Origin of the sequence: Pseudoalteromonas sp. S554 (assembly GCF_005930865.1) — a bacterium.
Classification (GTDB): domain Bacteria; phylum Pseudomonadota; class Gammaproteobacteria; order Enterobacterales; family Alteromonadaceae; genus Pseudoalteromonas; species Pseudoalteromonas marina.
Window position 1 is genome coordinate 48,972 of the sequence record NZ_PNDV01000003.1, and the last position, 24,092, is coordinate 73,063.

Annotated in this window: 20 protein-coding genes; 2 read left to right on the forward strand and 18 right to left on the reverse strand. The window is 39.4% G+C overall.

Going from position 1 to position 24,092, the window contains the following annotated elements; all coding sequences use genetic code 11:
* Positions 1-31: 31 nt before the first annotated feature.
* From CWB65_RS02195 to CWB65_RS02210, 4 genes are all read right to left on the reverse strand, one after another.
* Positions 32-1,078: an NAD(P)-dependent alcohol dehydrogenase gene (locus tag CWB65_RS02195; RefSeq protein WP_008132337.1), complete on the reverse strand. Its 1,047-nt coding sequence runs from the start codon at positions 1,076-1,078 to the stop codon at positions 32-34.
* A gap of 135 nt (positions 1,079-1,213) precedes the next feature.
* A complete protein-coding gene (locus tag CWB65_RS02200) occupies positions 1,214-1,927 on the reverse strand; it encodes a DUF1499 domain-containing protein (RefSeq protein ID WP_138739785.1) in 714 nt (237 codons plus the stop codon).
* Positions 1,928-2,015: 88 nt separating this feature from the next.
* On the reverse strand, positions 2,016-3,356 hold the full coding sequence (locus tag CWB65_RS02205; RefSeq protein ID WP_138739786.1) for a DUF1501 domain-containing protein: 1,341 nt from the start codon (positions 3,354-3,356) through the stop codon (positions 2,016-2,018).
* Positions 3,357-3,366: 10 nt separating this feature from the next.
* Positions 3,367-5,274, reverse strand: coding sequence for a DUF1800 domain-containing protein (locus CWB65_RS02210; protein ID WP_008132341.1), 1,908 nt, complete (start codon positions 5,272-5,274; stop codon positions 3,367-3,369).
* Positions 5,275-5,441: 167 nt separating this feature from the next.
* Here CWB65_RS02210 and CWB65_RS02215 point away from each other — a divergent pair, with 167 nt between their 5' ends.
* Positions 5,442-5,657, forward strand: coding sequence for a hypothetical protein (locus CWB65_RS02215; protein WP_006791468.1), 216 nt, complete (start codon positions 5,442-5,444; stop codon positions 5,655-5,657).
* A 61-nt stretch (positions 5,658-5,718) separates the two neighbouring features.
* Here CWB65_RS02215 and CWB65_RS20005 read toward each other — a convergent pair whose 3' ends face one another.
* The 7 genes from CWB65_RS20005 to hrpB all read right to left on the reverse strand — a co-directional run bounded on the left by CWB65_RS20005 (position 5,719) and on the right by hrpB (position 13,101).
* Complete coding sequence (locus tag CWB65_RS20005) at positions 5,719-6,687, reverse strand: GGDEF domain-containing protein (protein WP_008132342.1); 969 nt, start codon at positions 6,685-6,687, stop codon at positions 5,719-5,721.
* A 115-nt stretch (positions 6,688-6,802) separates the two neighbouring features.
* Positions 6,803-7,267: a CHASE4 domain-containing protein gene (locus CWB65_RS20010; protein ID WP_249365008.1), complete on the reverse strand. Its 465-nt coding sequence runs from the start codon at positions 7,265-7,267 to the stop codon at positions 6,803-6,805.
* A 98-nt stretch (positions 7,268-7,365) separates the two neighbouring features.
* Positions 7,366-8,337 (reverse strand): sensor histidine kinase, encoded by a 972-nt coding sequence (locus tag CWB65_RS02225; protein ID WP_008132344.1) that lies wholly within the window; start codon positions 8,335-8,337, stop codon positions 7,366-7,368.
* Positions 8,330-8,881 carry a heme NO-binding domain-containing protein gene (locus tag CWB65_RS02230; RefSeq protein WP_138739787.1) on the reverse strand — a complete coding sequence of 184 codons (552 nt, stop codon included), beginning with the start codon at positions 8,879-8,881 and terminating at the stop codon, positions 8,330-8,332. Before CWB65_RS02230 ends, CWB65_RS02225 begins: the two co-directional genes overlap by 8 nt.
* Positions 8,882-8,890: 9 nt before the next feature.
* Positions 8,891-10,006, reverse strand: coding sequence for an HDOD domain-containing protein (locus tag CWB65_RS02235; protein ID WP_008132345.1), 1,116 nt, complete (start codon positions 10,004-10,006; stop codon positions 8,891-8,893).
* Positions 10,007-10,115: 109 nt separating this feature from the next.
* Positions 10,116-10,580, reverse strand: coding sequence for a nuclear transport factor 2-like protein (locus tag CWB65_RS02240; RefSeq protein ID WP_008132346.1), 465 nt, complete (start codon positions 10,578-10,580; stop codon positions 10,116-10,118).
* Between the two features lie 94 nt (positions 10,581-10,674).
* Positions 10,675-13,101: an ATP-dependent helicase HrpB gene (gene hrpB, locus CWB65_RS02245; protein WP_138739788.1), complete on the reverse strand. Its 2,427-nt coding sequence runs from the start codon at positions 13,099-13,101 to the stop codon at positions 10,675-10,677.
* A 273-nt stretch (positions 13,102-13,374) separates the two neighbouring features.
* Here hrpB and CWB65_RS02250 point away from each other — a divergent pair, with 273 nt between their 5' ends.
* Positions 13,375-13,572 carry a CsbD family protein gene (locus CWB65_RS02250; RefSeq protein WP_055016803.1) on the forward strand — a complete coding sequence of 66 codons (198 nt, stop codon included), beginning with the start codon at positions 13,375-13,377 and terminating at the stop codon, positions 13,570-13,572.
* A 66-nt stretch (positions 13,573-13,638) separates the two neighbouring features.
* Here the strand turns inward: CWB65_RS02250 and CWB65_RS02255 are convergent, their stop codons facing one another.
* From CWB65_RS02255 to CWB65_RS02285, 7 genes are all read right to left on the reverse strand, one after another.
* Positions 13,639-15,900: a xanthine dehydrogenase family protein molybdopterin-binding subunit gene (locus tag CWB65_RS02255; RefSeq protein WP_138739789.1), complete on the reverse strand. Its 2,262-nt coding sequence runs from the start codon at positions 15,898-15,900 to the stop codon at positions 13,639-13,641.
* Positions 15,897-16,394 (reverse strand): (2Fe-2S)-binding protein, encoded by a 498-nt coding sequence (locus CWB65_RS02260; RefSeq protein ID WP_024034278.1) that lies wholly within the window; start codon positions 16,392-16,394, stop codon positions 15,897-15,899. The genes CWB65_RS02255 and CWB65_RS02260 overlap by 4 nt, the downstream gene beginning before the upstream one ends.
* A gap of 196 nt (positions 16,395-16,590) precedes the next feature.
* The gene (locus tag CWB65_RS02265; protein ID WP_138739790.1) at positions 16,591-17,286 is read right to left on the reverse strand and encodes an aspartate/glutamate racemase family protein; all 696 of its coding nucleotides are present in this window, start codon (positions 17,284-17,286) and stop codon (positions 16,591-16,593) included.
* A gap of 79 nt (positions 17,287-17,365) precedes the next feature.
* On the reverse strand, positions 17,366-17,716 hold the full coding sequence (locus CWB65_RS02270; RefSeq protein WP_010557016.1) for a hypothetical protein: 351 nt from the start codon (positions 17,714-17,716) through the stop codon (positions 17,366-17,368).
* Positions 17,717-17,796: 80 nt separating this feature from the next.
* Positions 17,797-18,180, reverse strand: a complete 384-nt coding sequence (locus CWB65_RS02275; protein ID WP_138739791.1) for a hypothetical protein — start codon at positions 18,178-18,180, stop codon at positions 17,797-17,799.
* Positions 18,181-18,216: 36 nt separating this feature from the next.
* Entirely contained in the window at positions 18,217-19,548 is a 1,332-nt protein-coding gene (locus tag CWB65_RS02280) for a HEAT repeat domain-containing protein (protein WP_138739792.1), read from the reverse strand.
* 143 nt (positions 19,549-19,691) lie between these two features.
* The gene (locus CWB65_RS02285) at positions 19,692-24,086 is read right to left on the reverse strand and encodes an RHS repeat domain-containing protein (protein ID WP_138739793.1); all 4,395 of its coding nucleotides are present in this window, start codon (positions 24,084-24,086) and stop codon (positions 19,692-19,694) included.
* Positions 24,087-24,092: the final 6 nt, after the last annotated feature.

Below are 24,092 nucleotides of genomic sequence, written 5' to 3' on the forward strand. Positions count from 1 at the left end.
AGCCGCTCTTTTACTTTCATATCAATAATTTTTACGAATCTAACGACGCCATATCAATTACAAAACGATAACGTACATCTGAATTTTCCATACGTTCGTATGCAGTGTTAATTTCGTCAATGTTAATCATTTCACACTCAGGTAATACATTGTTTTCACCACAAAAATCGAGCATTTGCTGCGTTTCTGCTATACCACCTATAAGTGAACCTGCAACCTGACGTCGTCCCATTAATAATGGCACTGTATTTAACTCTTCAACAGGCCCCACTTGACCAACAATAATTAATGCTCCATCTATGTCTAATAGCGGTGTATAAATTGATAGGTCGTGTTTAACTGGCACTGTATCAATGATCACATCAAATGCTGACTGCGATTCTTTCATTTCGTCATCATTTGTTGAAACTAAGTAATGCTGGGCACCAAGTTTAACAGCATCTTCTTTTTTAGATTCGCTTCGGCCAACAACAGTTACCTCAGCACCCATTGCTACGGCATTTTTTACCGCCATATGACCTAAGCCACCCAGGCCTACAACTGCAACACGGCTGCCTTTTTTAACGCCCCATTTATGTAGTGGAGAATACGTAGTAATACCTGCACATAACAACGGTGCTACGCGTGAGAGATCTAAATTCTGTGGTATTGAAAGTACAAACTCTTCACGAACTACAACATGCTTAGAATACCCGCCTTGGGTCATTTCTCCGGTTTCTCTGTCTTTACCGGCATAAGTGCCAACCATGCCCTCACGGCAAAATTGCTCTTCATTATTGTCGCACTGATCGCAGCTTTTACACGAATCAACCATACAGCCTACGCCAACGGTATCACCTTGTTTGTATTTTTTAACATCGCTACCAACCGACTTAACTTTGCCAACAATTTCATGGCCTGGCACGAGTGGGTATTTTACACCGCCCCAATCGTTTCTAACGGCGTGTAAATCTGAATGGCAAACACCGCAGTATAAAATTTCAATTTCTACATCGTTATTTCGTAAATCGCGGCGTTCAAACTCAAACTCTGTAAGCTCAGACCCTTGGCTTTTTGCTGCATATCCTACTGTTTTCATCATAACTCCATAGTTGTTTAAAAATTTAAAACGCATTGAGTATGTACTTTGAGGAGTGAATACAAACTGAAAAGCAGCCACAAAAAAGCCCAAATATTATTTGGGCTCAATCACATACTACTATTTAAGGCAGTGTTACTTAGTAAGCTCTGCGTTAATTTCGTCAATTAAAGTATTAATGCGCTCGGCATTTTTACCTAAATCGCTGCGACCAACACGAGATTTACTTCTTATATCAACAAAGCGCTCAGTACCTTCATCAACAATACGAACAACAACATCGTCTTTAAAACCAAACCACGTTGTGGTGTCTGTTGCTTCTATTAAACCAAGTGATTTATTAGCGCTTACCAATTCCCAGCCTAAATTTTTAATTGCTTGCTCGGTTGCTGCAATTAAATCACTTTGCGAATGTGCAAAGTTAAGTGTTGTTAGTTCTGGGTAAGCTTTACGTTGTTGTACCGCGGTTTCTTCCCCTGCGTATTCAACTGGGTTTGGTGCGTCAGCGCGAAGTGGTGCTATAGCAACAAATTTAGGCGGGTTAACCAAGTCGGTTGAAATATCATGAATTGGCGGCACATTTTTGGCTTTATTCATCATGTTAAGCGGCATAGCAATAGCAACCACAGAAAATACTACAGCAACGATAGCACTACCAAATGAAGCGGTTTTACGCATAAATATTAACTGTACTAGCAGTAAAACAAGTGCTGCACCACCCACATACACGCCGTATCTAAAGCCTGTAAAAGCAAGGCCTAAATCAACCACGCCAAACTTGTATAAAGGGCCTGGTAATACAACCAGTAAAAAGGCGATTAAACTCACCAAGCTGACTAAAATCTTCATTCTTGTGCTCCATTTTGTGTGTAATTGTTATTTTGTAAACAGCACTTATACTGCGCGTGCTTGATTATGGTTTACCATTAGCAACTAATTACATAAAAAAGTCCAATGTTGTGCGATCAAAGTTAGTAAGATTAGGAAAGATATCGCTCAATTCAGATGATGGAACGCCAAACCATTGCGCCAATGAGGCAAAGTATTGCTCATTTGCCACGCTTGGGATGAGCCTGCCACTGCCAACGTCTTGCGGGCCGTCTAAATGCTGCGTTAAAAATTCACCATAGATATCGCCTCCTTTAACCGCTCCTCCCATTACTAGTTGATTGCCAGCCCAACCATGATCGGTGCCATCACCATTTGAGGTCAGCGTTCTACCAAAGTCCGACATCGTAAAGGTCGTTACTTTGTCTGCCATATTTAGCTCTTGCATTGCGCTATTAAATTCGCTCAAGCTTTGCGCTAATGAATTTAACAAAAGCGGGTGGGTTTCTAATTGGTTGTCGTGGGTGTCAAACCCGCCCATTGAAACAAAAAACACTTGGCGCTGTGTTGCTAAAGTAGACTGCACACTAATTGCTTTTGCCACTGCGGCCAATTGCTGAGAAACACTAGAATCGCTAAATGGTGTTATCAGCTCTGGGGCAGTCTCTAACGCATTGTTCATAGTTTGAGTATTGTTAATAGCCGAATTAAAGCTTTTTGCATAAGCATCACTAAGCGGATGATGAGTATTACCCATTATACGATTCATAATGTTAGTTACATGGTCTGTCCGTGGTTGATAACCGCCAAATGCATTTATACGACTAATCCCACTTTTATTTAGTGCAAACGCTTTTGTTTGGCTGCCTGTTTGCCACAGATTAGTTCCATCTAACGACACATTGGCAGCAAACTGATCCTGCTGATTTAAACGCTCTAACAAACGTGCTCCCCAACCACTGTTCAGCGACTGTTTTTCACGGCCATACATCCAAGATGCTTGCTGATCATTATGAGAAAATAAGTGCTTAGGTAACACCACTGCATTATTTTTGTAATCGTTGTAAGTTGTTGGCGCAAGCAAGGTACCCACCCCACCAACAAACGCTAAATTAGATTCATTAAAAACACGTTGAATAGGCGACAATGATGGGTGCAACCCTACACCACCTGCAAACTGGGTTGCAGTATTTAAAGTAATTGGCGATGCAACCGCTAAATTTTGTCGGCTTTGTTCGTACAAGCTACGCTGCTCACCTTCAAGGGGTACCAACATGTTGAGTGAATCGTTACCGCCGTATAAAAAAATGCATACTAGTGCTTTGTAGTCGCCTAGTTCAACTGCATTAACAGAGCCTGTAAGCGCTTGTAGTTGCAAACTAGTCAGTGCGGCTGCCGATACACCGCCTTTTAAACATAACGACAAAAATTGTCTTCTATTAATGCTCATTATGTCTCTCCTAATACTGCAAATTAAATTCAGGTGAAATAGCAATCATATAAAGTAAATACGATACCCGTTCGCGATATTGATCGTCATCAAAATAAGCATCTAAATCTAATAATGCTTGGCGTGTGTCGCTACTCATAGAGCCTGCAAAATACAGTACGTTGTATTGATCGAGTAAGTAGTTAATCCCATTGTTTTGCAAGGTATTCATATCGTTAATGATGTAAACATAAATGCCATTTGGATTTAAATCAGTGTGCGCCTCGGCAGTGCTCCACACTAAATCGGCAAAGTGTTCGTTCATGGTGCCTATAATTGTTGCATCGCCGGCTATTTGTAGCTCAGGAGCCACTAATGAATTTGTTCGCAACTGGGCAGGCTGGTAGTCAGGTCTAAAAAAGTTAAACACCGAACTCGACTGCATAGGCCCTTGCCCATATCGGTCAACTAAATTCCATGTTTTGTAATAACCTTCGGGTGACCTTGCGTTTAGGTTTCGCCAAAATTGGACTGTTTTAAGAAGCGGTTCTTTTATTTTACCTTGGTAGCTTAATACACTGCCATAATGACGAGCTTCATCATCTAAATATATAGCTTTTACTACTGCTGCTAGATCACCTCGTGCGCCTTCGCCATTATCATTAAACACATTGGCAATTCGCTCTACATATTGCGATGTAGGGTTTGATGTAATTAGTCGTTGTATTAACTGCTTACTGATAAAAGGCGCTACATTTTGATGGTTAAATAAATTATCAAGCGCTAGTTGTAACGACTCTTGCGCACCATACCCTTGGGGAATAATATCGCCGTTTAATAACGTTTTTTGCTTTTGTGAATGGTACTCTTCAAATGCTTGCATAGGCGCAACATAGTCGCGACTTTTGCGCTTAAATGTTTCACTGCCTGCAAATGTCCACCCTGTAAATACACGAGCAAACCCTTCTATTTCTGCTTGGCCATACGTTGCAATAGTATTAGCGTTAGCGTCTAATTTAGCGGTACCATCTTGGTTTAGCTCATCAAGCCCGATAGTAAATAACTGCATAACCTCACGGGCATAGTTTTCATCGGGGCGAATATTAAGTGCATCATCGGCCTTTTCGTTACCCAAATGGCTAAGATAAGTGCCCATGATTGGCGATAAAGTTACCGCCTCAAGTAAATCACGAAAATTACCAAATGCATGCGTTAGCAGTAAATCGTAATAGGTCACCATGCCTTCTGGCTGAGAGCGTAAATCGTTATTGAGATCAGACACTACAAGTATTTCACTCAGCGCAAAGGCCACGCGCTGGCGTAGCTGATCGTCGCTTTGCATTACGGCTTTCCACCACGCGTCTATTCGGCTTATATACCTAAAATCTTCATCGTCATTAGTAAACACCATATAGTCACGATGATAGTTAATGGGTAATGCCAGTTGGGCATCAAGCCATTGCAGCTCACTTTGACCTTGCGCGTTTTGTATTTCTACAAGCGTTGGCCCCATGCTTCCTTGATGCAACAACCGAGCTGCAGAAAATGCATCCATGCTATTGCGGGCAAAAAAATTGACCGTTTTAACGGTAGTGGCCCCTTCGTTATCGGTCGCGGTAACATTAAACGCATACTCTGAAGGCGTGTAAGTTAGTGCATCAGCCAATTTAACGCTAACTGAGCTTGCGTTTACTGGCTCACTTAACACCGTAGGCCCCGAAGTTTGTTGCCAAATTACACTTGCGATGCTGCCGTCAGCATCGCTGGCTGTTGCTTTTAGCTCAATAGTTTGGCTTTTTATGATATCACTGGGTAAGCCCGACAGGGTTAAAGAAGGAAGTTTGTTACCATTAACTGTTGGGGTATCATCTGAGCCAGAACCACCGCAGGCACTAAGAAAAAAGACTGAGCTTACTATCAAAACTAATTTATAATGCATGTTAAATCGCCATGATATTTTGGTTTAAGTAAGCAATTGCCTACTTAGTTTAATGCATTAATTGAAACACAAAATTTACATTTTTTCCTTTTATTTTTTGTAATCGAAACTTGACTAACGTTCAAAATTGCACAAACTACGGGGGTTAAACAGCCAGAGACTCACACATGAAAACAGAAATTAGTTATCGTTTTGAATCATCGCAAGTGGCCAACCGTTTTTTACATGAGTTAAAAAACTGGCCAGTGAACGATGTTAAAACACGTCTTTTTAATGGAGGTGATAGCGTAAAAGTAAGCTATGATTACGACGAAACAGGCTTCGATTATACCATTGCCGAGCTTGATGATTTAGCCGAGCAACATGGAGGAAAAGAAGTTTAGCGCAGCGTAATATGTATTAAACTTTTAGCATTAATAGTAATAATTCGCGATGGTGGTTTAATTATATTGATTTAATTAAGGCTCTATCTCTTCCGGTGTTCTTTGCCTCGTACAGCATAACGTCTGCATCTTTAATTAATGATTTGGCTGTGATGCTTTCATTATCCATAGCCTTTGCCGTTGCAAAAGCACAGCCTACACTTATAGTTAAAACATCACTTACTTTAGAGCCTTTGTGAGGTAATTTAAGCGCATTTACATTTTTTCGTAATTGTTGAGATGTTAGTTCAAATTGCTCAAACGAAAGCTGGTTAAACAACAGTATAAATTCCTCACCTCCATAACGTGCCGCTATACCATTATTTGATTGGGCGGTTTCTTTTAAAACACGACATAGTGCTTGTAAGGCACAATCCCCCTCTTGATGACCATAAAAGTCGTTGTACAACTTAAAGTAATCAACATCAATTAGCATTAATCCCAACGTTGTTTTTTGATTGTGGGCATCATGCCATTGTAATGTGTAAATTTCTTCAAAGGCACGTCGGTTATAAATTTGCGTTAGCTCGTCTACTTTACTTATTTTTTCAAGTTGTTCGTTTTGTTTTTTGACCTCTTTTATTAAGGAATTAAAACCATTTATAAGTACACGCATTTCTAAAAACTGATTTTTAAAATGAAGCGGTTGAAGGTCATTTTTAAGTAACATTAAATTGATTGCCGATGCACCATTAATTAATGGTGTAATAAAAAAACGATTAACAACAAAAAAACCTATTATAGAGGCTACAAAAAACATTATTAAAATAATAACTAAATACAAGTCAAATAATACAGGCAACCTTTGGTGGTGATGCTCAATATTCATTTTCAGTAATGGGTTACCATTTATGTCTAGCAATATTCTTTGTCGCTCAGTGGCTATTCCCTCATTTTGGATTCCACCATTTAAAACAAGTAAATTTTGTGTTGCGCTATCGTCATTTATTATTGAGTAGCTAAGTTTTACTTGTGCTACTTCTGCCATCATAGCAACTTGTGATTTCCTTACTTTTTAATAAAAACAATACTACCAACAGGCTCTCCTGTTTTATTTGTTCGTTGAATTACGTGCGATGCAAACATAACAGGGCCATGCTCTGTTCTTAAAAAACCGAAGCGTTCTGACGTATTTTTTTATAAGGTAGGATAGTACGGTTAGGTAAATGAGTATTTAGATCAAATTCTGGCAGCTCAAAGGATTGCTCCTGAATGTAATCAAAAGTATGCCCATAAACTTGTTTAAAGTTCATGTCGTAAATAAATACACCATCTATTTTGAGTGATTTAAAGGTATCGTCCACATAATTTGACTCAATATAGTCTTTATCAAAGCTCGTCATGTAATCGTAAGAGTCATCCCACACCGAATAATCGTAATTTAGGGTTTTTAAGAAAACAAACTCTCTGTTTAAAGCAATTTCTAGGCTCAATAGCTCTCTATTTTGGTAGTCTTTAATGTTTTCATTTATAGTTGGTAACGTAAAAAAGTATCGATAGCTAACCAATAAACTAGTTACAAAGCACATTAAAATTAAAGTACCTATTATTACAAAAAATCTTAATGTCATTATTAGGCCCTAGGGTGTGAAGTAGCTTAATTCATTTTATAAATAGCGCTTATATATAGTTTTTTAAGTGTGCTTGGGTTTATTCTGCGCCAACATACCTAGTTTAACGATGATTCCGGCATTAATGTTATTGGCATAGTACAGCGCATTAGCGTACCTTCGCCAAGCTCACTTTCTACCTCAATTGAACCATTATGCTCTTTTAGCACGTTATAAACGATGGCCATTCCCATCCCCGTTCCCTTCCCTACTGGTTTTGTTGTATAGAATGGTTCAAAAATATGGCTTTTAGTTTGCTCGTCCATTCCACAGCCATTATCAGCAATTTCAATATAAATATTTTTTTCGTCTGAAAATAACTTGATGACTATTTTACCTTGCTTGCCATCAACTAAATCACACGCATATTTTGCATTTAGCAGTATATTTACAAACACTTGGTTAATTGCCGATAAATTACAATAACTCAATGGCAGCTCTTCATAATCACATTCCACCTGACAACTTTTTAGCTGATTGGCGAGTAACTTAATGGCACCATTTAATGACTCAGTAATATCAGCCATAGCCAATAAGTTATTTTTCGGTCTGGCAAAGTTAAGCAAATTATTTACTATGGCAGCGATACGTTGAAGTCCCTCATGAGTGTCGCCGAGCAGTTCATCTAAATCTTCTAAAATAAAATCTATATTCGTTTCTTGGTCGAGCTTAACCAATTGTGCTTCAAGCTCTGAAGCCGAGATAGACTTATCTATGAACTGCTTAGATATCTGCATTAATGAATGAAGTGTTGGTTTAAAGTACTTAATGCTTTCTACATTACTCATTACATAAGCAAGCGGGTTATTTATTTCATGTGCTACGCCTGCCGATAACGTACCGAGTGTTGCCATTTTATCGGTTTGCATTATGGTTACCTGCTGGCTTTTTAGCATGCTCAGCTTTTCTTTTAACTCTTGATTAGCGCAAAATAACTTACGTGTTTTATCTTCAAGTAAAACTTCTAACTGATCTCTTGCCGCTTTTTCACGCAAATACGCTTTTTTGTAGTTATAGTCGTCTTCAGCCATTTAAAGCCTCATACTTCACTTCAATAACGCACTTGTCAAAGCCGTCGTGCATACATTCAACATGGTTTAAAGAAACATCAATACCGTAGTGCGAAGCCGCACCATAAATAAGCCCTTCTGCGCACATACATAACTGCCTTTTAGAACGGTAATGCATTAAAATAAATCCATCTTCAATCAGTTTAGACTCTATTTCTGGTAGGTTTGGTTCATGGTATAGCTTAGCGACTTCAACATGAATGACCTTATCAATCCCCATTATTAACTCTGCAAAACTATTAAAGCCTTTCGCAACCGTTGGGTGGCTTCTGTTTAAGTGGCCAAACAAATACTCACCAAATGCTTTTAATACTTCGGGCATAGTCATCGATAGGGCTGTCGCTACATCCTGGGCTAAACCAATTATCTCTTCATCTGGGTAACTTTGTGCAGAAATATACACACGGCCATCAGGGGCGTTTTTTTCAAGTAACTCATCCCATGCCGCCATACCGCACTTTTCAATAACCAGTGCCTCTAAGCCTCTAAAAATTATGCCTTTCATGTTTTATCCTTATTTATTACTTAACCACCATTGCTCTATGTCGGGAAATAGCGCTAAGTCATCTATAAAATCAAACTCTTCAAGATTAAAGTTAAACGCATTATTGCAAAACACATGTTCAACAATCATGTGAATCACGGTTAATGATATGCTTTTTTGTGAGGGTAATTCATCAATCAATTGCGCATCGACTATTTTTTGGTCAAACCCCCAAAGCGCCAGTAAATAAGCACTTAACACAAACTTAGGTACAACTTCGTTATCTAAGTCGCCATGAGGATCACTCGTTATAATTAACTCACCTATAACACTTAATAACCCTACAGCACATGCGAGTAATTGAGTTTGGCGATCTTGCTTTATATATTTTGCTAACGATTGCGATAACTCTGCTTTTTTATAGCCTTTGTCTATTAAGTGATTAATTGCTTTTTGTTTATTTTTACTAAGTAACTGATGAGATAACTCTGAAAAAACCACGATTGCTCTGAGGTTTATTAAGCCAATCCTTACAATCGCTTCTTTTACACTTGAGGTGCTACTATCAAACCCCATAAAAGCCGAGTTAGCAATTTGTAAAACTTTACCAGCCAGTAAAGGATCGTGCCTAACATCTTTTTCTAAAATAGAAATATTAGGCTCGCTTTTATTGAGCTCATTGAGTAGGTTTTGCGTTACCTCACCTAAAAACGGAAGCTCAGAGAGTTGCCCTAAAATAATGCGATGCTCACCGCTAATAGGAAGTGTTTTTAAAACAACAGCACTATTTATTACGCTCTCTAAATGTGACTGAGCAAAAGGCTTAACTAGGTGAAAATGGATTACATTATTTAATTGTAGCTGGTAATTCCCACTCATATCACCTGTTAATAAACACCTAAGCGCAGATGGGCAGAGCTCTTTAGCTTGTTCTAAAACGTTTTTCCCCGTGGGAAGTTGCATCATCGAATCACAAAAAATAATATCAGGTAAGGCGTTGTTATTTATTTGCTGTTCAAATTGAGTAGCAACTTGAACTGTGTGCACATAAGCACTGGGGCATAAACGGTTAAGCGTGCGTATTAACGCACGTAACAGCAGTTCGTCGTCATCAATAATAAGAATATTGATTTTTAAATCATGCATCTACTACACCTAAAGCTATAACGTACTAGTTTATAATTAAAGCGTAGTATATTTTTATCAATACCCCTACTTTCAAAGGCGCTAATTAATAAAAAGTAAATGCATGGTTTTATTCATGATATTTACGGATCATCGCCACTTTACCGTTTTCAACTTCTATTACTTCCATCATTACTGATGTGTACTCAATTGGCTGCTTACTTTGTGGGTGAATGCCTTTAGCGTGGTTTTTATAACGAATCGCAAAACCGCTATCGTTAAATATAAAAGTATTGAGTAGCTCACTTTCATAGTGGGTATGCGCGCCTAAGTAAAAGCTCATGCCTTTGCGCATTAGTTTTTTGCCTTCGGCAGTGCGAGAGTCATCTACTTGATACGGTATGTGCTGACTGCCAACATCGTCCGTTAATAAGCTAAGGTAGGCTTCAAGCTCTTTTTCACTTGCGTTAGGCGCTTGCGTTGCGGTCATGGCGCTGTAGTAATGCTGTGCAAATTTGTTTAAGTCCAGTGCCTCTTCAGCATCAACCAAAAAGGTACTCACTAATAGCAAACCAAATGTAAATAGTCGCTTCATCACTTCTTCCTTGTAGTTAAAAGTATTGATTTATTTATAGGTACACTATATTCATATGCTCAAAAATAAAACAAATACTTTTAAGTTAATAAACCTACATTTTGCTTTTTACTCTATTGGTTGCCACGCTGTTGGCTGGATCGTCGGGCCAAAAATGCTTGGGGTAACGTCCTTTCATTTCTTTTTGTACATCGCGATAACTACTAGCCCAAAAGTGCGCAAGATCTTGCGTAAGTTGTAAAGAACGCTTACCTGGTGAGAGTAATTCCATAAGCAGTGGCAGCTTGCCATTTGCAAGCATTGGCGTACTTGTTAAGCCATACACTTCTTGCATGCGCACGCTAAGTTTTGCGGGGCCATCTAGCTGGTAATTAATTTTTATATTTGAGCCACTCGGTACCGTTAACCTAAGCGGTAACAGCGTTTTTAGGGCTGTTTGCTGTGTCCAGTCAAAACAATTTTGCAGTGCTTCAAAGTAGTTAAACTTTTTAAGCTGCTCCAGCGTTTTTATATCCTGTAAATATACGCCTAACCAATCATCAGCTGTTTCGATAAGTTGCTGCTCGCTTATTGCCGGGAACGTATCTGGCATAAACTGACTAGCTAAACTCATGCGTATTAATAATTGCTGCGCATCGGGTTGTTCATTAAATAATGCAAAGCCGTGTTTAGTAAATAAATTAAGCCACGCTTTGGCGCGCTCGGTTTTATCAAGCTTTTGCTTACTTGGTTGGCTTGTAAGCGTAATGGCGCCGAGCTTTACTTCGTCTTGATGGATAAAGCGCGCGGTTTTTTCATCAAACTCACAGCGGGCAAGCGTAGTAAACAAATGCGGTAAGTAATCTTTTAGCTCAAATGGGCTAAGTGCGGTGGCTGCAAAAATACGCGTGCCTTTATGGCCGCCCATGCTTGCAATAGCAAGGTAGTCATCGTTATGCCAGTAATCGGTGTTTAAATCAGCGCCCGCACCATTGGCAAGTAAGTAGCCATTACCGCGTTTTTTTGCAATGCGATCGGGGTAAGCTAATGCCACCAGCAAACCTAAATACTCGGTGTTTAGCTCACTGTTACTGTCGGTTACTTTTAAACGGCTTTGCCAGTATTTTAACTGCTGTTTAAATACTGGGTGTGGCCTTTGCTGTTGGCTATGTAGCGCCAAGCTTAGCTCGTTGGCGGTGTTTATTCGGCTCTCAAGCAGCGCCACTAAATAAAGTGCTAAACGGTAAATACCAGGGAGTTCTATCTCAAGCGCCTGCGCTTTTAAAAGCATATGCGCTAAGCGAATATCCGCCCCAAAACCCAGCATGTTGCTGCCCAACTTGGTTAGCTTGCCTTTGCCGTCGATGGCTTCAAGCATAGTTAGTAAGCTCATTGCTTGTGTGCATTGCTGCGCTGTTGGCGTATCAAGCAAGGTGAGTTCGCTAATATTTGCGCCCCACTGTTTTGCTTCAAGCATAAGTTGGCTTATGTCTGAGGTGAGTATTTCGGGGCTATCGTGACTATTACGTCGCTCAAAGGTTTGCTTTGAGCCAAGCCTGTAAACAACACCGGGTTCTATTCGCCCTGCACGCCCTGCACGCTGCACGGCAGAGGAGCGCGATATACTTTGTGTTGTAAGCTCTGTTACACCTGTTCTTAAGTTATAGCTCGCTGCGCGGCGTTTACCGCTATCAATAACAATGCGAATGCCTTCAATGGTTAAGCTGGTTTCGGCTACATTGGTGGTAAGCACTATTTTGCGCATACCCTCAGGCGCAGGAGCAATCGCCGCTTGCTGATTGTCTTTATCTTGCTCGCCAAATAACGTGACAACTAGGCAATTACTTGGCAAATCATTAAGGGCCTGTTGTACGCGTAATATTTCAAATTGCCCAGGCAAAAACACCAGCGCACTGCCGCTTTGCTCGCTTAGTGCTTGTTTTATTAAAGAGGGAATAGTATCAAGCCAGCGACTTTCATCTTTTATGGGTATATATACTTCGTCTATGGGGTAGCTTCGCCCGCTTGATTGTATAACTGGGCAATCAAAAAATTGTGTATAGCGCTCGGTATCAAGGGTGGCCGACATAAGTAATATGGTTAAATCGTCACGCAGTGCACTTTGGGTCTCTAAAGCAAAGGCCAGTGAAGTGTCGGCTGCAATTGAGCGCTCATGAAATTCATCAAATATCAGTAAATCTATATCACTTAATTCAGGGTCGTTTTGTAGCATGCGGGTAAGCATACCCTCGGTGACTATTTCAAGGCGCGTATTACTGCTTACTTTGCTTTCACCGCGTACTCGCAAACCAACACTCTGGCCCACTTTTTCGTTTTGGCACTGTGCTAAGTAATTGGCAATATTACGTGCTGCTAAGCGGCGCGGCTCCAGCATTACAATACGTTTAAAATGGCCGTCGCGCATAAGCTGTAGCGGCAACCAGGTTGATTTACCTGCACCAGGCGGTGCTTGTAATAACGTTATAGGGTTACTTTGTAATGTAGTTAGAAGTTGTTGATATATGTTTTGAACCGGCAGCACTGCTATTTACCCAAAATTGCTTTGTATGCATTGTAACAAAAACCAAAAATAAACGCGCCGCTAAAGCTGTGTGGCTATAAAGGGCATCATAATCAGAAATAATTACAGACCGCTCTGTACATTTTTTAAGGACATGCGCGCTATATTAATTACTACTGCCCGAACAAAAACATAACACTATGATTATAAATACAAAATTTAAATTTAACTTATTGGTACACGCCTTGCTCCTTTTATAGTGAACGTTAATTAAATCTAAGTAAGGAGAAACTTATGAACAGCGATCGTATGAAAGGTAATTGGAACGAACTTAAAGGTAAGGCGCAACAAAAATGGGGCGATCTTACTGACGACGATTTAGACAAAATTGAAGGTAGCCGTAAGGAGCTAGTGGGTAAAATTCAGCAGCAGTACGGTAAATCTAAAGAAGAAGCAGAGCGTGAAGTAGATGAGTTTGAAAAAACTCACTAATCGCTAACTTCTAAAAAAACCGCCATTTGGCGGTTTTTTTGTTTAACGGCTAAAAAAGGACGTTATTTACGCTTTTAATTGGTTACCTATAGGCAGTTGCCTAATGCGTTTACCACAGGCAGCAAAAATAGCGTTACACAATGCAGGGGCATAAACCGGTGTTGCGGGCTCGCCTACACCTGCAGGTGGTGCATCGCTTTGTATTATTTCTACTTCTACCTCTAAAGGTGAATCGCTCATACGCGGCACGCGGTAATCATGAAAGTTACTTTGCTGTACTCGGCCTTTATCAAAGGTAATACCATCGCTAATTGCAGTGGTAATACCATAAATAGAACCACCTTGCGTTTGGTTTTTAACGGTATCGGTGTTTACAACCGTACCCGCATCAATAGCTACCCACGATTTAATCACGTTTAAATCGCCAGCATCCGATACTTCTACTTCTACCACAGTAGCCACATAGGTTAAAAAGCTGCGGTGCGCTGCAATGCCTAACCCGCGCCCTTTTGGAAGTGTTCTCCCCCAATTTGCCATACTCGCTGCTTTTTCAATAACATGACGCAAACGGCTTGTTTCAAGTGGATAAACCGCTTTATCGCCACCGTAGTTATTATAGTTTGCGTTCTGGTTTGCAAAATCGATAGTACGCGCTGGCCCAATGGTTTCCAATAAATAATCTTTTGAGTCTTTACCCGTCTTGTGGGCAGCCTCATTTATAAATGACTGCACGGCAAACGCATGAAAAATATTTGTGACCGAGCGCATCCAGCCTATTCGGGCTTTTGCTGGTGCTTCACCTCGTTCCAGTTTCATATTGGGTGCTAAAATTGGATTATCAGTAAAACCTAGGTCTAGCTCAAAGCCACCAGGTGCAGATGCCCCTTCTTGAAAGGTAGACATAATTGGCGAAAACGCCGTGCGATGCAAGTAAGCCTCAATATTACCTTTTTCATTGAGTGACGCTTCAATATGTTGAGCCGATACCGCATGATAAAAACTGTGTTGAATATCATCCTCTCGAGTCCATTGAACGCGAATAGGTTTACCAGTTTTCATTGAAATGTAGGCGGCCTCTGCTGAAAAATCAGGTTTTGATTTACGCCCAAATCCGCCACCTAACATGGTGACATGCACGTTAATTTTACTCTCATCCATACCCAGTAGTGCGGCCACAGTTTTCATATCGGCTTGCGGGTTTTGCGTTGCAGCCCAAATATCTACACTGTCTTTATTGTACATTGCCGTGGCGCAAGGTGGCTCCATAGGTGCTTGAGTTAAGTGCGGCGCGTAATAGTCGGCAACTAATTTATTGCTCGATTTAGCCAATACGCTGGTGGTATCGCCTTTTTCGCGCACATGCGCTTGCGGCTCATTCACTGTTTGCAGTAACGACTTTTTAAAGCTTTCTGAATTATAATCGCCGTTTTTACCATCATCCCACACCACTTTTAGTGCTTTACGCGCCTGCCATGCAGCCCAGGTATTTTTAGCAACAATAGCAATGCCGCCTTTTGGCTGAAATTGCGGTGCACCTTTTGGTGCAGGCATTTCAATAACATCAACTACGCCATTAATTGCTTTAGCGGCGCTGGCATCAAACGATTTAACCACACCACCTACTACCGGCGGACGCTCAATAATAGCCACCAGCGCTTTTGGTTCGCGTACATCGGCAGCAAATGTGGCTTTACCGGTTACTAAATCGGTTAAATCTATGTGCGCCATACCGGTATTTATATAACGCCATTCTTTACGTGTTTTAAGTGTTAGCTTATCAGGCTCTGGCGGTGTAATACCAAGCGCTAGGTCTATTAAATCTTTATAGGCAAGCGTTTTACCCGAGCTGTGGGTAACCACGTGCTGATTAGCTGTACAGGTTTGTGGGTCAACCTTCCAATACTTAGCGGCTGCGTGCTGCATCATATAACGTACGCTTGCGCCCATTTCGCGCAAGCGCTGCATGTTGTATCGAATACTGCGCGAACCATCGGTATTTTGATCCCCATATTTAGGGTCGCCCTTACCTTGAATAACCACTACTTTGTCCCACGAGGCTTCCATTTCGTCTGCCACAATTTGGGCAATAGCGGTACGAATTTGTTGGCCCATTTCAGAGCGGTGACAGGTTATTTCAACCATGCCATCGGGGCGCAGTGCTATAAATAAGTTGGCACGTTTTGCTTGCTCAGAGGGCTGCTCTAACACGCCTGCAAACGCTTTTGGTGCACTGCCTACAAAATAAGTGCCTAATACTAATGCGCCTATTGCGCTGGTTTTTAAAAATTGGCGACGGTTTAGGTCAAAGTACGTATTGTCGTTTTTCATACCTCTTCCCCTTGTTCATTAGGGTCAAAATATTCAACGCCCGCAATGGTTTTAGCCGCCGACTTAATTGCTTTATGAATACGCGGATACGTGCCACAACGGCAAATATTGCCCGACATATTACTCACTATTTCATCATCAGTGGGGTTGGGGTTAGCGGCTAATAAGCTTGCCGCTTGCATTATTTGCCCGCACTGACAAAACCCACACTGCGGCACTTTATGCTCAACCCAGGCTTTTTGCACGGGGTGGTCACCTTGCTCGCTTAGCCCTTCAATAGAGGTAATAGCACGCCCTGCCACAGCCGATACAGGTAATATGCACGAGCGCTGCGCTACGCCATCAATGTGTATGGTGCACGCACCACACTGCGCCATACCACAGCCAAATTTAGGCCCTGTTAAATTTAATTCATCTCGAAGATACCAAAGCACCGGCGTTGACGGATCGCCTGTAAACTCATGTTTATTACCATTAACGGTAAGCGTGATCATATTTAACTCCTTGGCAAAGCGCTTTAAAGGAATGCCTTGTTGCGCGAGAACGGTTTGAATACTTGCTACTTTTTTAGCCTACCACTTAGAATTGGTTTATTGAAATTTTTATCGGTAAGTGGCTTTAATAAGCTTTGGTAAGTCGCTAAACATAAAAACCGCCCTATGGCGGTTTTATGTATAAACTAAATGTCAGTTATTTAGTTAGTGCTAATTTAACCGCGGCCTGTGCATGAATTTGGGTGGTATCGTAAAGGGGCACCGTTGTATGTTGCGGCTCTACCAATAAGGCAATTTCAGTACAGCCTAAAACAATAGCCTGTGCACCTTTTTCAAACATACGCTCAATAATATTTATAAACTCAGCTCGGGCTTCATCATTAATAATACCTTGGCATAACTGATTGTAAATTATGTCGTGAACACGCGCTCGCTCATTAGGCTCGGGTATTAACACTTCAATGTTATGCCTATCGGTTAACCGCCCTTTGTAAAAGTTTTGCTCCATTGTAAATTGCGTGCCCAGCAACCCTACTCGCGTTATTTTATCGTGTTTTAACTGATCTGCGGTTGCGTCAGCGATATGTAAAATAGGAATACTAATATTACTGGCGATATGGTCAGCCACTTTGTGCATGGTGTTTGTGCAAATAAGTAAAAAATCAGCCCCACCAGCCTCTACCGATTTAGCCGCCTCGGTAAGTAACTTAGCTGTTTGTTGCCAATCACCTTGATGCTGCAGCATTTCAATTTCGGCAAAATCAACACTCATCATAAAAACTTTGGCACTATGTAGCCCGCCCAACGCATTTTTTACACCCAAGTTTAACGCTTTGTAATAACTAGTGGTTGACTCCCAACTCATACCACCAAGCATGCCAATCGTTTTCATAAAATTGCCTTTTTAGTTTACTAAAAGAACTAAGCAGTCATCCTAAAATATCTTGATTAGCTGAGGGATTAAGCTATAGCTATTTTTTTATGCCTCGTTCGGTTTTACAAACGATTACAATAGCGGTAATAAAATTAAAGAAAATGCCAAGAACAAACCAAAGTAAAGCACTTCGACCTGTAGATTTAGCCCACCAAGCACTGAAAAAAGCAAAAAAGAATACAGCCAATGCACTACGATTAAATTCCTCTTCTAACTTTTCTGTGTCGTAAGACAAGCTCGATAACTTACTTTCTAACTCATTGACCTTTTTAGTTAATAGCATAATTTTTTCACTTTGCTCATTTTGTGCTGTGACTGTTTCTATAGGCTGAGCGTATGCCAATAATGAGCTTGCAACCCATATCATAATGCAGAGTATAAATTTCATTTTATTCCTTTAAATTATTTAAACTTAAACAGGCAATTAACCAAATGACGTTAATTGAGGTTGAGATAAAAAACCAGTATTTAAAGCTTTTCTTTGTTTATTAAAGCTCTTTCTTTAACTGCAGATTGGCGAATAAAAAACATTATTACGCAGCCTGCAATATTCCCACCTATTAATAAATTGAGTATGGCTAAAGTAGTTATTTGATTAACTTTTCTCTTAGATACAGCCCATAAATGCCAAAAAGCATAACTACAAAGGCCACTCACTGCAAAAGCTAAGGCATGAACACTTCCCTTTTTAAGAACAATAAAGACATCCCAGAAGTAATAACTAGTAAAGCCCAGATAGTTGACAGGCAAAAGGCAAGAAGAAAGACCTGACCCTATTTTTACTTCTAAAAAATAAATCCCCTTTCTTTTGAATTGAAAACAACAAAAAGCCCCGCGAGTGCAAACCTTCAAGTAAGCACAGGGCGAGGCTTTGGATTCAAATTAACTCTACAAAGTTTCCTTTGACCTTAACCAATCTAGAGCGTCATCAATTTCATTTAAAACAAAAATATGTGTTTCCTTATTCCTAGCAACCTCTAATGCGGAGTTTATTACTGCATTAGAATCTGAGTTACAAACACTCCATGTTCCTCCGGCTACATTTGCTCTAACTAATGCATCGTTACTTTTTAAAAAGTACAACCACTTTTCAAGAAGTTCTCTGCGACCACATCTGATTAACGACTGATACAATCGAACTTTTTCTACTTCAGAGCATTGTTCCATGCTTAATTGTTCAAGTTTTTCTAGAGCATCGTGTCCTTGAATCTCCCCAAGAGCATAAATCGCATCCAGCCTAACCAGTTCAGAGTCATCGTGTAAGTGCTTGGAAATTAAGTCAATTGACTTAATATACTCCCAGTCGCCTAATACACTTATAGCTTCAGCTCTAACTTCTTCATCTTCATCACCTGCAAGCGCTACAACTTTATCAAACACTTGTTGAGGAGGCTTTTGGGGCATGGTTTTCTTAAAAGGCTTTGATCCTGAACCAATGCCTGATAACGCTCTAAATCGAATATCACAATCAGAATTTTTCATCAATTCGATGACTCTCTTCCAGTCTACTTTATCGCTAGAAAAAATCGTCTCAATTTCATTGAGAACTACTTCTTTATCGATGCGGTACTTCAAATCATAAAGTTCATCGTTTATTTCTTTGCAGCCCAAGTTTGCAATGCGACTGGATATTGATTGAAAGGCTTTCGACAAGTCATAACGGTCAGTTAAGGTACATAAATTTTCAAGAACGCTTACGCAAGCTTCAATGCTTAACTGGGATGGATCAATTCTATCTAAAAGCAGTAGTTCATCATGTCCTAATCTCAAAAGCGAGTTAAAAGCAGCGACCTTAATGAGATCACAGCTTTCGTTTTCCATAAAGCTACTCAAGGTCTTTGAGTCATTTTCAGTAGCGACATATCCCAAGCAACATACAGCTTCTTCCCTAATATCTAGGTCGTGATGGTAGATATTTTGGATGCACAGGTCTCTTGCAAAAGCATTGTCAATTTCAGTAACTGCTGACAAAGCTTCACAAACTTCTTCATTAACATCTGATTTAATAGCGTTACGAAATAATTCAAAAACTTCATTTCTAGGGTAATACTTAGAAATAAATGTAGATGGTGGAAAATCATCGGCTAGCTTTTCTAACGCAGCGAGCCTTATTTTTAAATCATTAGCTGAACAGTGTTCAATTACAGTCCCCAAATTTTCATAAAGATTACTTGATAAATCTCTAATTTCTTGTGGTGACAGCAGCCTAATCTTTCCCATAACAAATCCTTACCTAACATGTCTTAACATAGTAATCCCTCTGGCGCCTTCACTGCTGGCTCTAATAACTATAATAAAACACAAGTACATTGTTTTAATATTTCTCAAAAAAGCACTTTTTCTAAACAAGCAAAGAAAGAACATTAACTATCACCATCTTTTTTGTTCTTAATCCTATTTTCAGAATCTCGGCTTCCCCTGTCACCATCGGCTTTTTCTTCCGCTTTAGTTTTTTCAGGATCATCACCTCTTACGTTTTTCCTGCCTCTTTGAGTTTTTCTTTTATTGTGATTGTCTTTGTTTTTTTCTTTTTTATTTCGCTTAGCGAATTGGTTATTCTTATTTTTTTCTTCATCTTCAGATTCTTGGTTATCCTCCATTTCATCAAATGCATCAATCGCTAAATCAACTGTTAGAATAAGCGCAACTGTTCCGACCAAACCACCTACTACAGCTCCTACAGGACAAGCTGGCCCCGTCAAAGCGCAACCAGCTCCTGCTCCTGTTGCAGGATTTAGTATGGTTTTACCATCTGGGTCAGTATACTTATATGGGTTATTGACTGCATACGAGTATCTATTAAACCCTTTTATACCTTCCTCATTGCTCAGGTGGGAAACGGCATCAACAGGATCATTTGAGTAGAACCGACCTATGACTGGATCATAGTATCGTGCCTGCATATAACTCAACCCTAAATCGGTGTCGAATTTATGCCCTGTGTACCCTACATCATCTTTGGGGGCCTCTATCGATTCGCCAAATGGACGAGCATGCTGTCGACTTTCATTCAGTGTTTGCGGTGTTACATCACCATATTTAGCAATGAGCTTTTTACCTAAGTAAATATAGTTAGTGCCGCTGCCTGATATTTTGTCGCCTTTTTCTCTGTAAAGCAGTGTACCATCTTGGCTATACATTGAATAACTTATACCGTTAGCATCTGTCTGTTTTACGCGGCGGTTATGACCATCGTATAAATAACTATTACCTTTTGCAGTGGTAAGTTGATTTGCCGCATTAAAAGCTAAACTATATGCGCCATTATGTTCTATATTTCCGCGGTCATCATAATCAATTAAGCCATACCGCCCACTAACACCGGTTACTTTAGATAAACGATTTTTAGCGTAGTCGTAGGTGTAATTGAGTGTTTTACCCTTATTTTTATAGTACGTAATGTTGCCGAACCCGTCGTAACGCATTTCACTCGAGCCTATACCAGAGTTACCTGTAGTACTGGTTAAGCGGTCAAGGTCGTCATACTGTAAATTAGTTAAACTATAGGCGCTGTTTTGGCTATTAATAATCGACGTTACATTTGCATTATTGTCGTAATCATAGGTTAAAGCCATAACAGTACTAGGTATAATACTGCCAGCTGGGCCTGTGTCTTTAAGCTGTTTTGGTAGTTGGCTATCTGCATATAGTGTTGTTTGATGCTTAACACCATTACCATACGTAAACGAACTCAGTGTACCATTAGCATAGTAGCTTGCACTTTTTGCAAAACTTAAATCAACATTTCCACTTTTATAAACTTGTGCTTCTGTTGATTCACCAAAGCCATTGGGTTTGAAGTTTACAATAGTCCCATCTGGGTAACTTAACTGTTCACGCTGTTGCAAAGCATTGTATTTATAATTAAGCATTAGAGGTAGTTCATTACCCACAAATAGCTGCTCTTCTTCGAGGAGATTTTGGTTGTTGTACTCATAACGATGAATTACATTACCTGCAGTTAAGGTTTTAACGTTACCGTTATTATCACGTTCATAGCTCACATCGCCAGAGGTATCTGGATAGTCAACTAGCTTGAGGCCACCCAAATTATCATAAGTATAAGATGTACTCTGACTTGGTGCTGAATTGATACACTGTGTATTGCCAACTCCTGCTTTACTCCAAACTAACTCACCTAAAGCATTATACTTATAAAGTGTATTACCTACATCAGGACGAGTTGTTAAACATAATTGCCTATTACTATTATAATAGCGACGCTCTGTAACACTTATCGAATTACCATACTGATTAGGGCCTGTTTGTGTAATAGCATGCGTTAGTCCTACAACACCAATATTTAATATTGTCGTTACATCTTCTGGCGATTCAATTTTTAGTATGCGCTCATATTTTGGGGAACTGAAGGATTGGTAAGTAGTGGTTGTCTGGTTGTTTTTTGCATCTGTATACTTAACTTTATTACTAGTTAAGTAACTGTATTTTTTCTCACCTAACCCACTCTTTGCCTCCGTTTTAATACGACCAAAAATATCGTATGAATTTGTTGTACCGATTGTTTCAAGTTGAGAACTACTGAAGTTTGATATAAATAATGTATTACCAAAACGATCATATGTGTAACGTTGGTATCTAACACTATTTTCATCTGTACTGTTTTGTAAATCTTCAAGTTTTATAAGTTTAATCCTCATTAAACTATCATAATATTCTGTAACCCTAAACTTAACGCCATTAATACAATACGATAATGTTAAATCTAAAGTACACTTTTCGGCTGTAAGTGTATTCTGTTCATCATCATAACTGGAACGAGTATCTAACCACGTATATCCATGGTTAGTATCGTTTTCTAAATCAACGGCTAATAAACGCCCTAAAGAATCATATTTATAGCGTGTTTTTACGCCATTAGCATCTGTAGACTCTGTTACCTTTCCAAAAATATTTGAATCTTGTATTGTATAAATTAGTGCTTCGCTTTGAGGGTTAAATAAAGTTGTTTTATATGGTTTTCCTCCCCTGTAGTCACTACTGAATTGTGTTTTCCGATTGCTATTAGATGTTAAGCGCTTTGCATTTAGCGTAATACTCTCTATTGCGCCACGGCTATTACCCGTTGAAAAGTAACTATAACTTTTTTGTAGCAGGCCAAAACTATATTCCCTTATTACATTTAAATTTGTACTATCTAAAGTGAATTCATTTGTTGTTATATAATTGCTATCCTGCGTGGATACTTCTGTTTTATTTCTGTTGTTTAAAAGCCAAGCATCCTTATTGTGTTGATAGGTAAACTTCGTAAACTTATTACTTCCTGAAAAAGAAAGTTCATCAATTCTTCTAGTTGGTAATGTATGGTTATTTGAAAATATATTTTTTATTTTTGTTACAGCACCATAGCTATTGTAAGCTAAATAATAAGTGGAATAAGTATCAAATCCATTGTTCATTTTATAGGACTGATACTCCTTTAATTTTCTTACTTGCGAGCATAAGCCAACAGTTGCGTAATAAGGTGAGTTAAGTTGTTTGATACAACCTAGATTAGATGCCTTATATTTTTCCCACTGAACCTCATTTTTAGCCAATAGTTCGCCTTCTTCCCAACGAGCACGTAAAACGAAGCCTGTTGAAATAGGCCCTAAATATACCTCCTTTTTATAAACAGAGGCTAAATAGTCCATTCCATGTAAATAATTAACGTAAGTAAAGCCTTTGTCTCCCTGTACATTATATTCGTGCGCAACTGATCGATGTCCAGATAACCCAGGGTAATTAAGTTCAGGTTTAGTTAAGCTATAAAAAAAGCGACGTGTCTCTATATCTGGGCCTGAGATTGTTTTTCCTGTAACAGTAAGGCTATTACGGTTCCCTTCTAAGTAACCTTGGTATGTATACTCAACAGCTAAACCTGAAGGAAAAGTAATTTTTTTAATTGAGGTGTGTGCTCCAGTAAAGGCACCTGTATGCTCAAATTTTGTAACTCTGTTTTCAGGATCAACTACGCTGCTAAGTTCTTTTTTGTTATTGTAAACAAAGTCTGTTGTATAGCTTTTATTCCCTTCGTTTACAGTTATTTCTTTTAAATCGCCATTTGTATTTTTAATAAAATTAACTTCTACATCATTCAGGTAGACATTTGGAAGGCTTCTAAAGTCGATAGTATTGCCATCTTTGTCTTCCATCATTTCAAGCTCCCACTTTAAATCAGATGAATTAACATCGGGGAGTCCAAACACAAGCTTCAAACCATCGGGGTAATGAACCACTGGTTTAGCGTTTTCACACCTCAAATTTGCTTTATCTTGAAATACAGCAATCGTACCAGCCGGCAATAAACTAGAATCAAAAGAAAGTGGCTTAGATAAATTTGGTTTTCCTAAACCATATTGCTCTAAGCTTAAGCCGCTCAAATTTCCTAAACACCCAAAGCTTTTTAAGGACCGATTACCGTAGACTCTATTTGTTGCTCGCAATCTATAGTTTACTCTGTTTGCATCGAAGCCGGCAAAATATGAAACCTTGCCACCACTAAAACCTTTAATTGAATAACCAACAACCATTTCCGAACCATTTGCCATGGGTATTTTGGCTGTATTAAAGGTATGTTTTAGCTTTAGATCTTGTATTGAAATAGTTTCACTTGGCAGATCACTATAGTAACTTTTAAAAACACTTTCGAAACCTTCTTCTGTAGTATTATCTGGCGGTATGATAACTTCATCTGCTTGAAGATTAAAAATACTAAAAGCTGATAGAAAAAATATTAAACAGGCCTTTTTATTAAACATGAATAA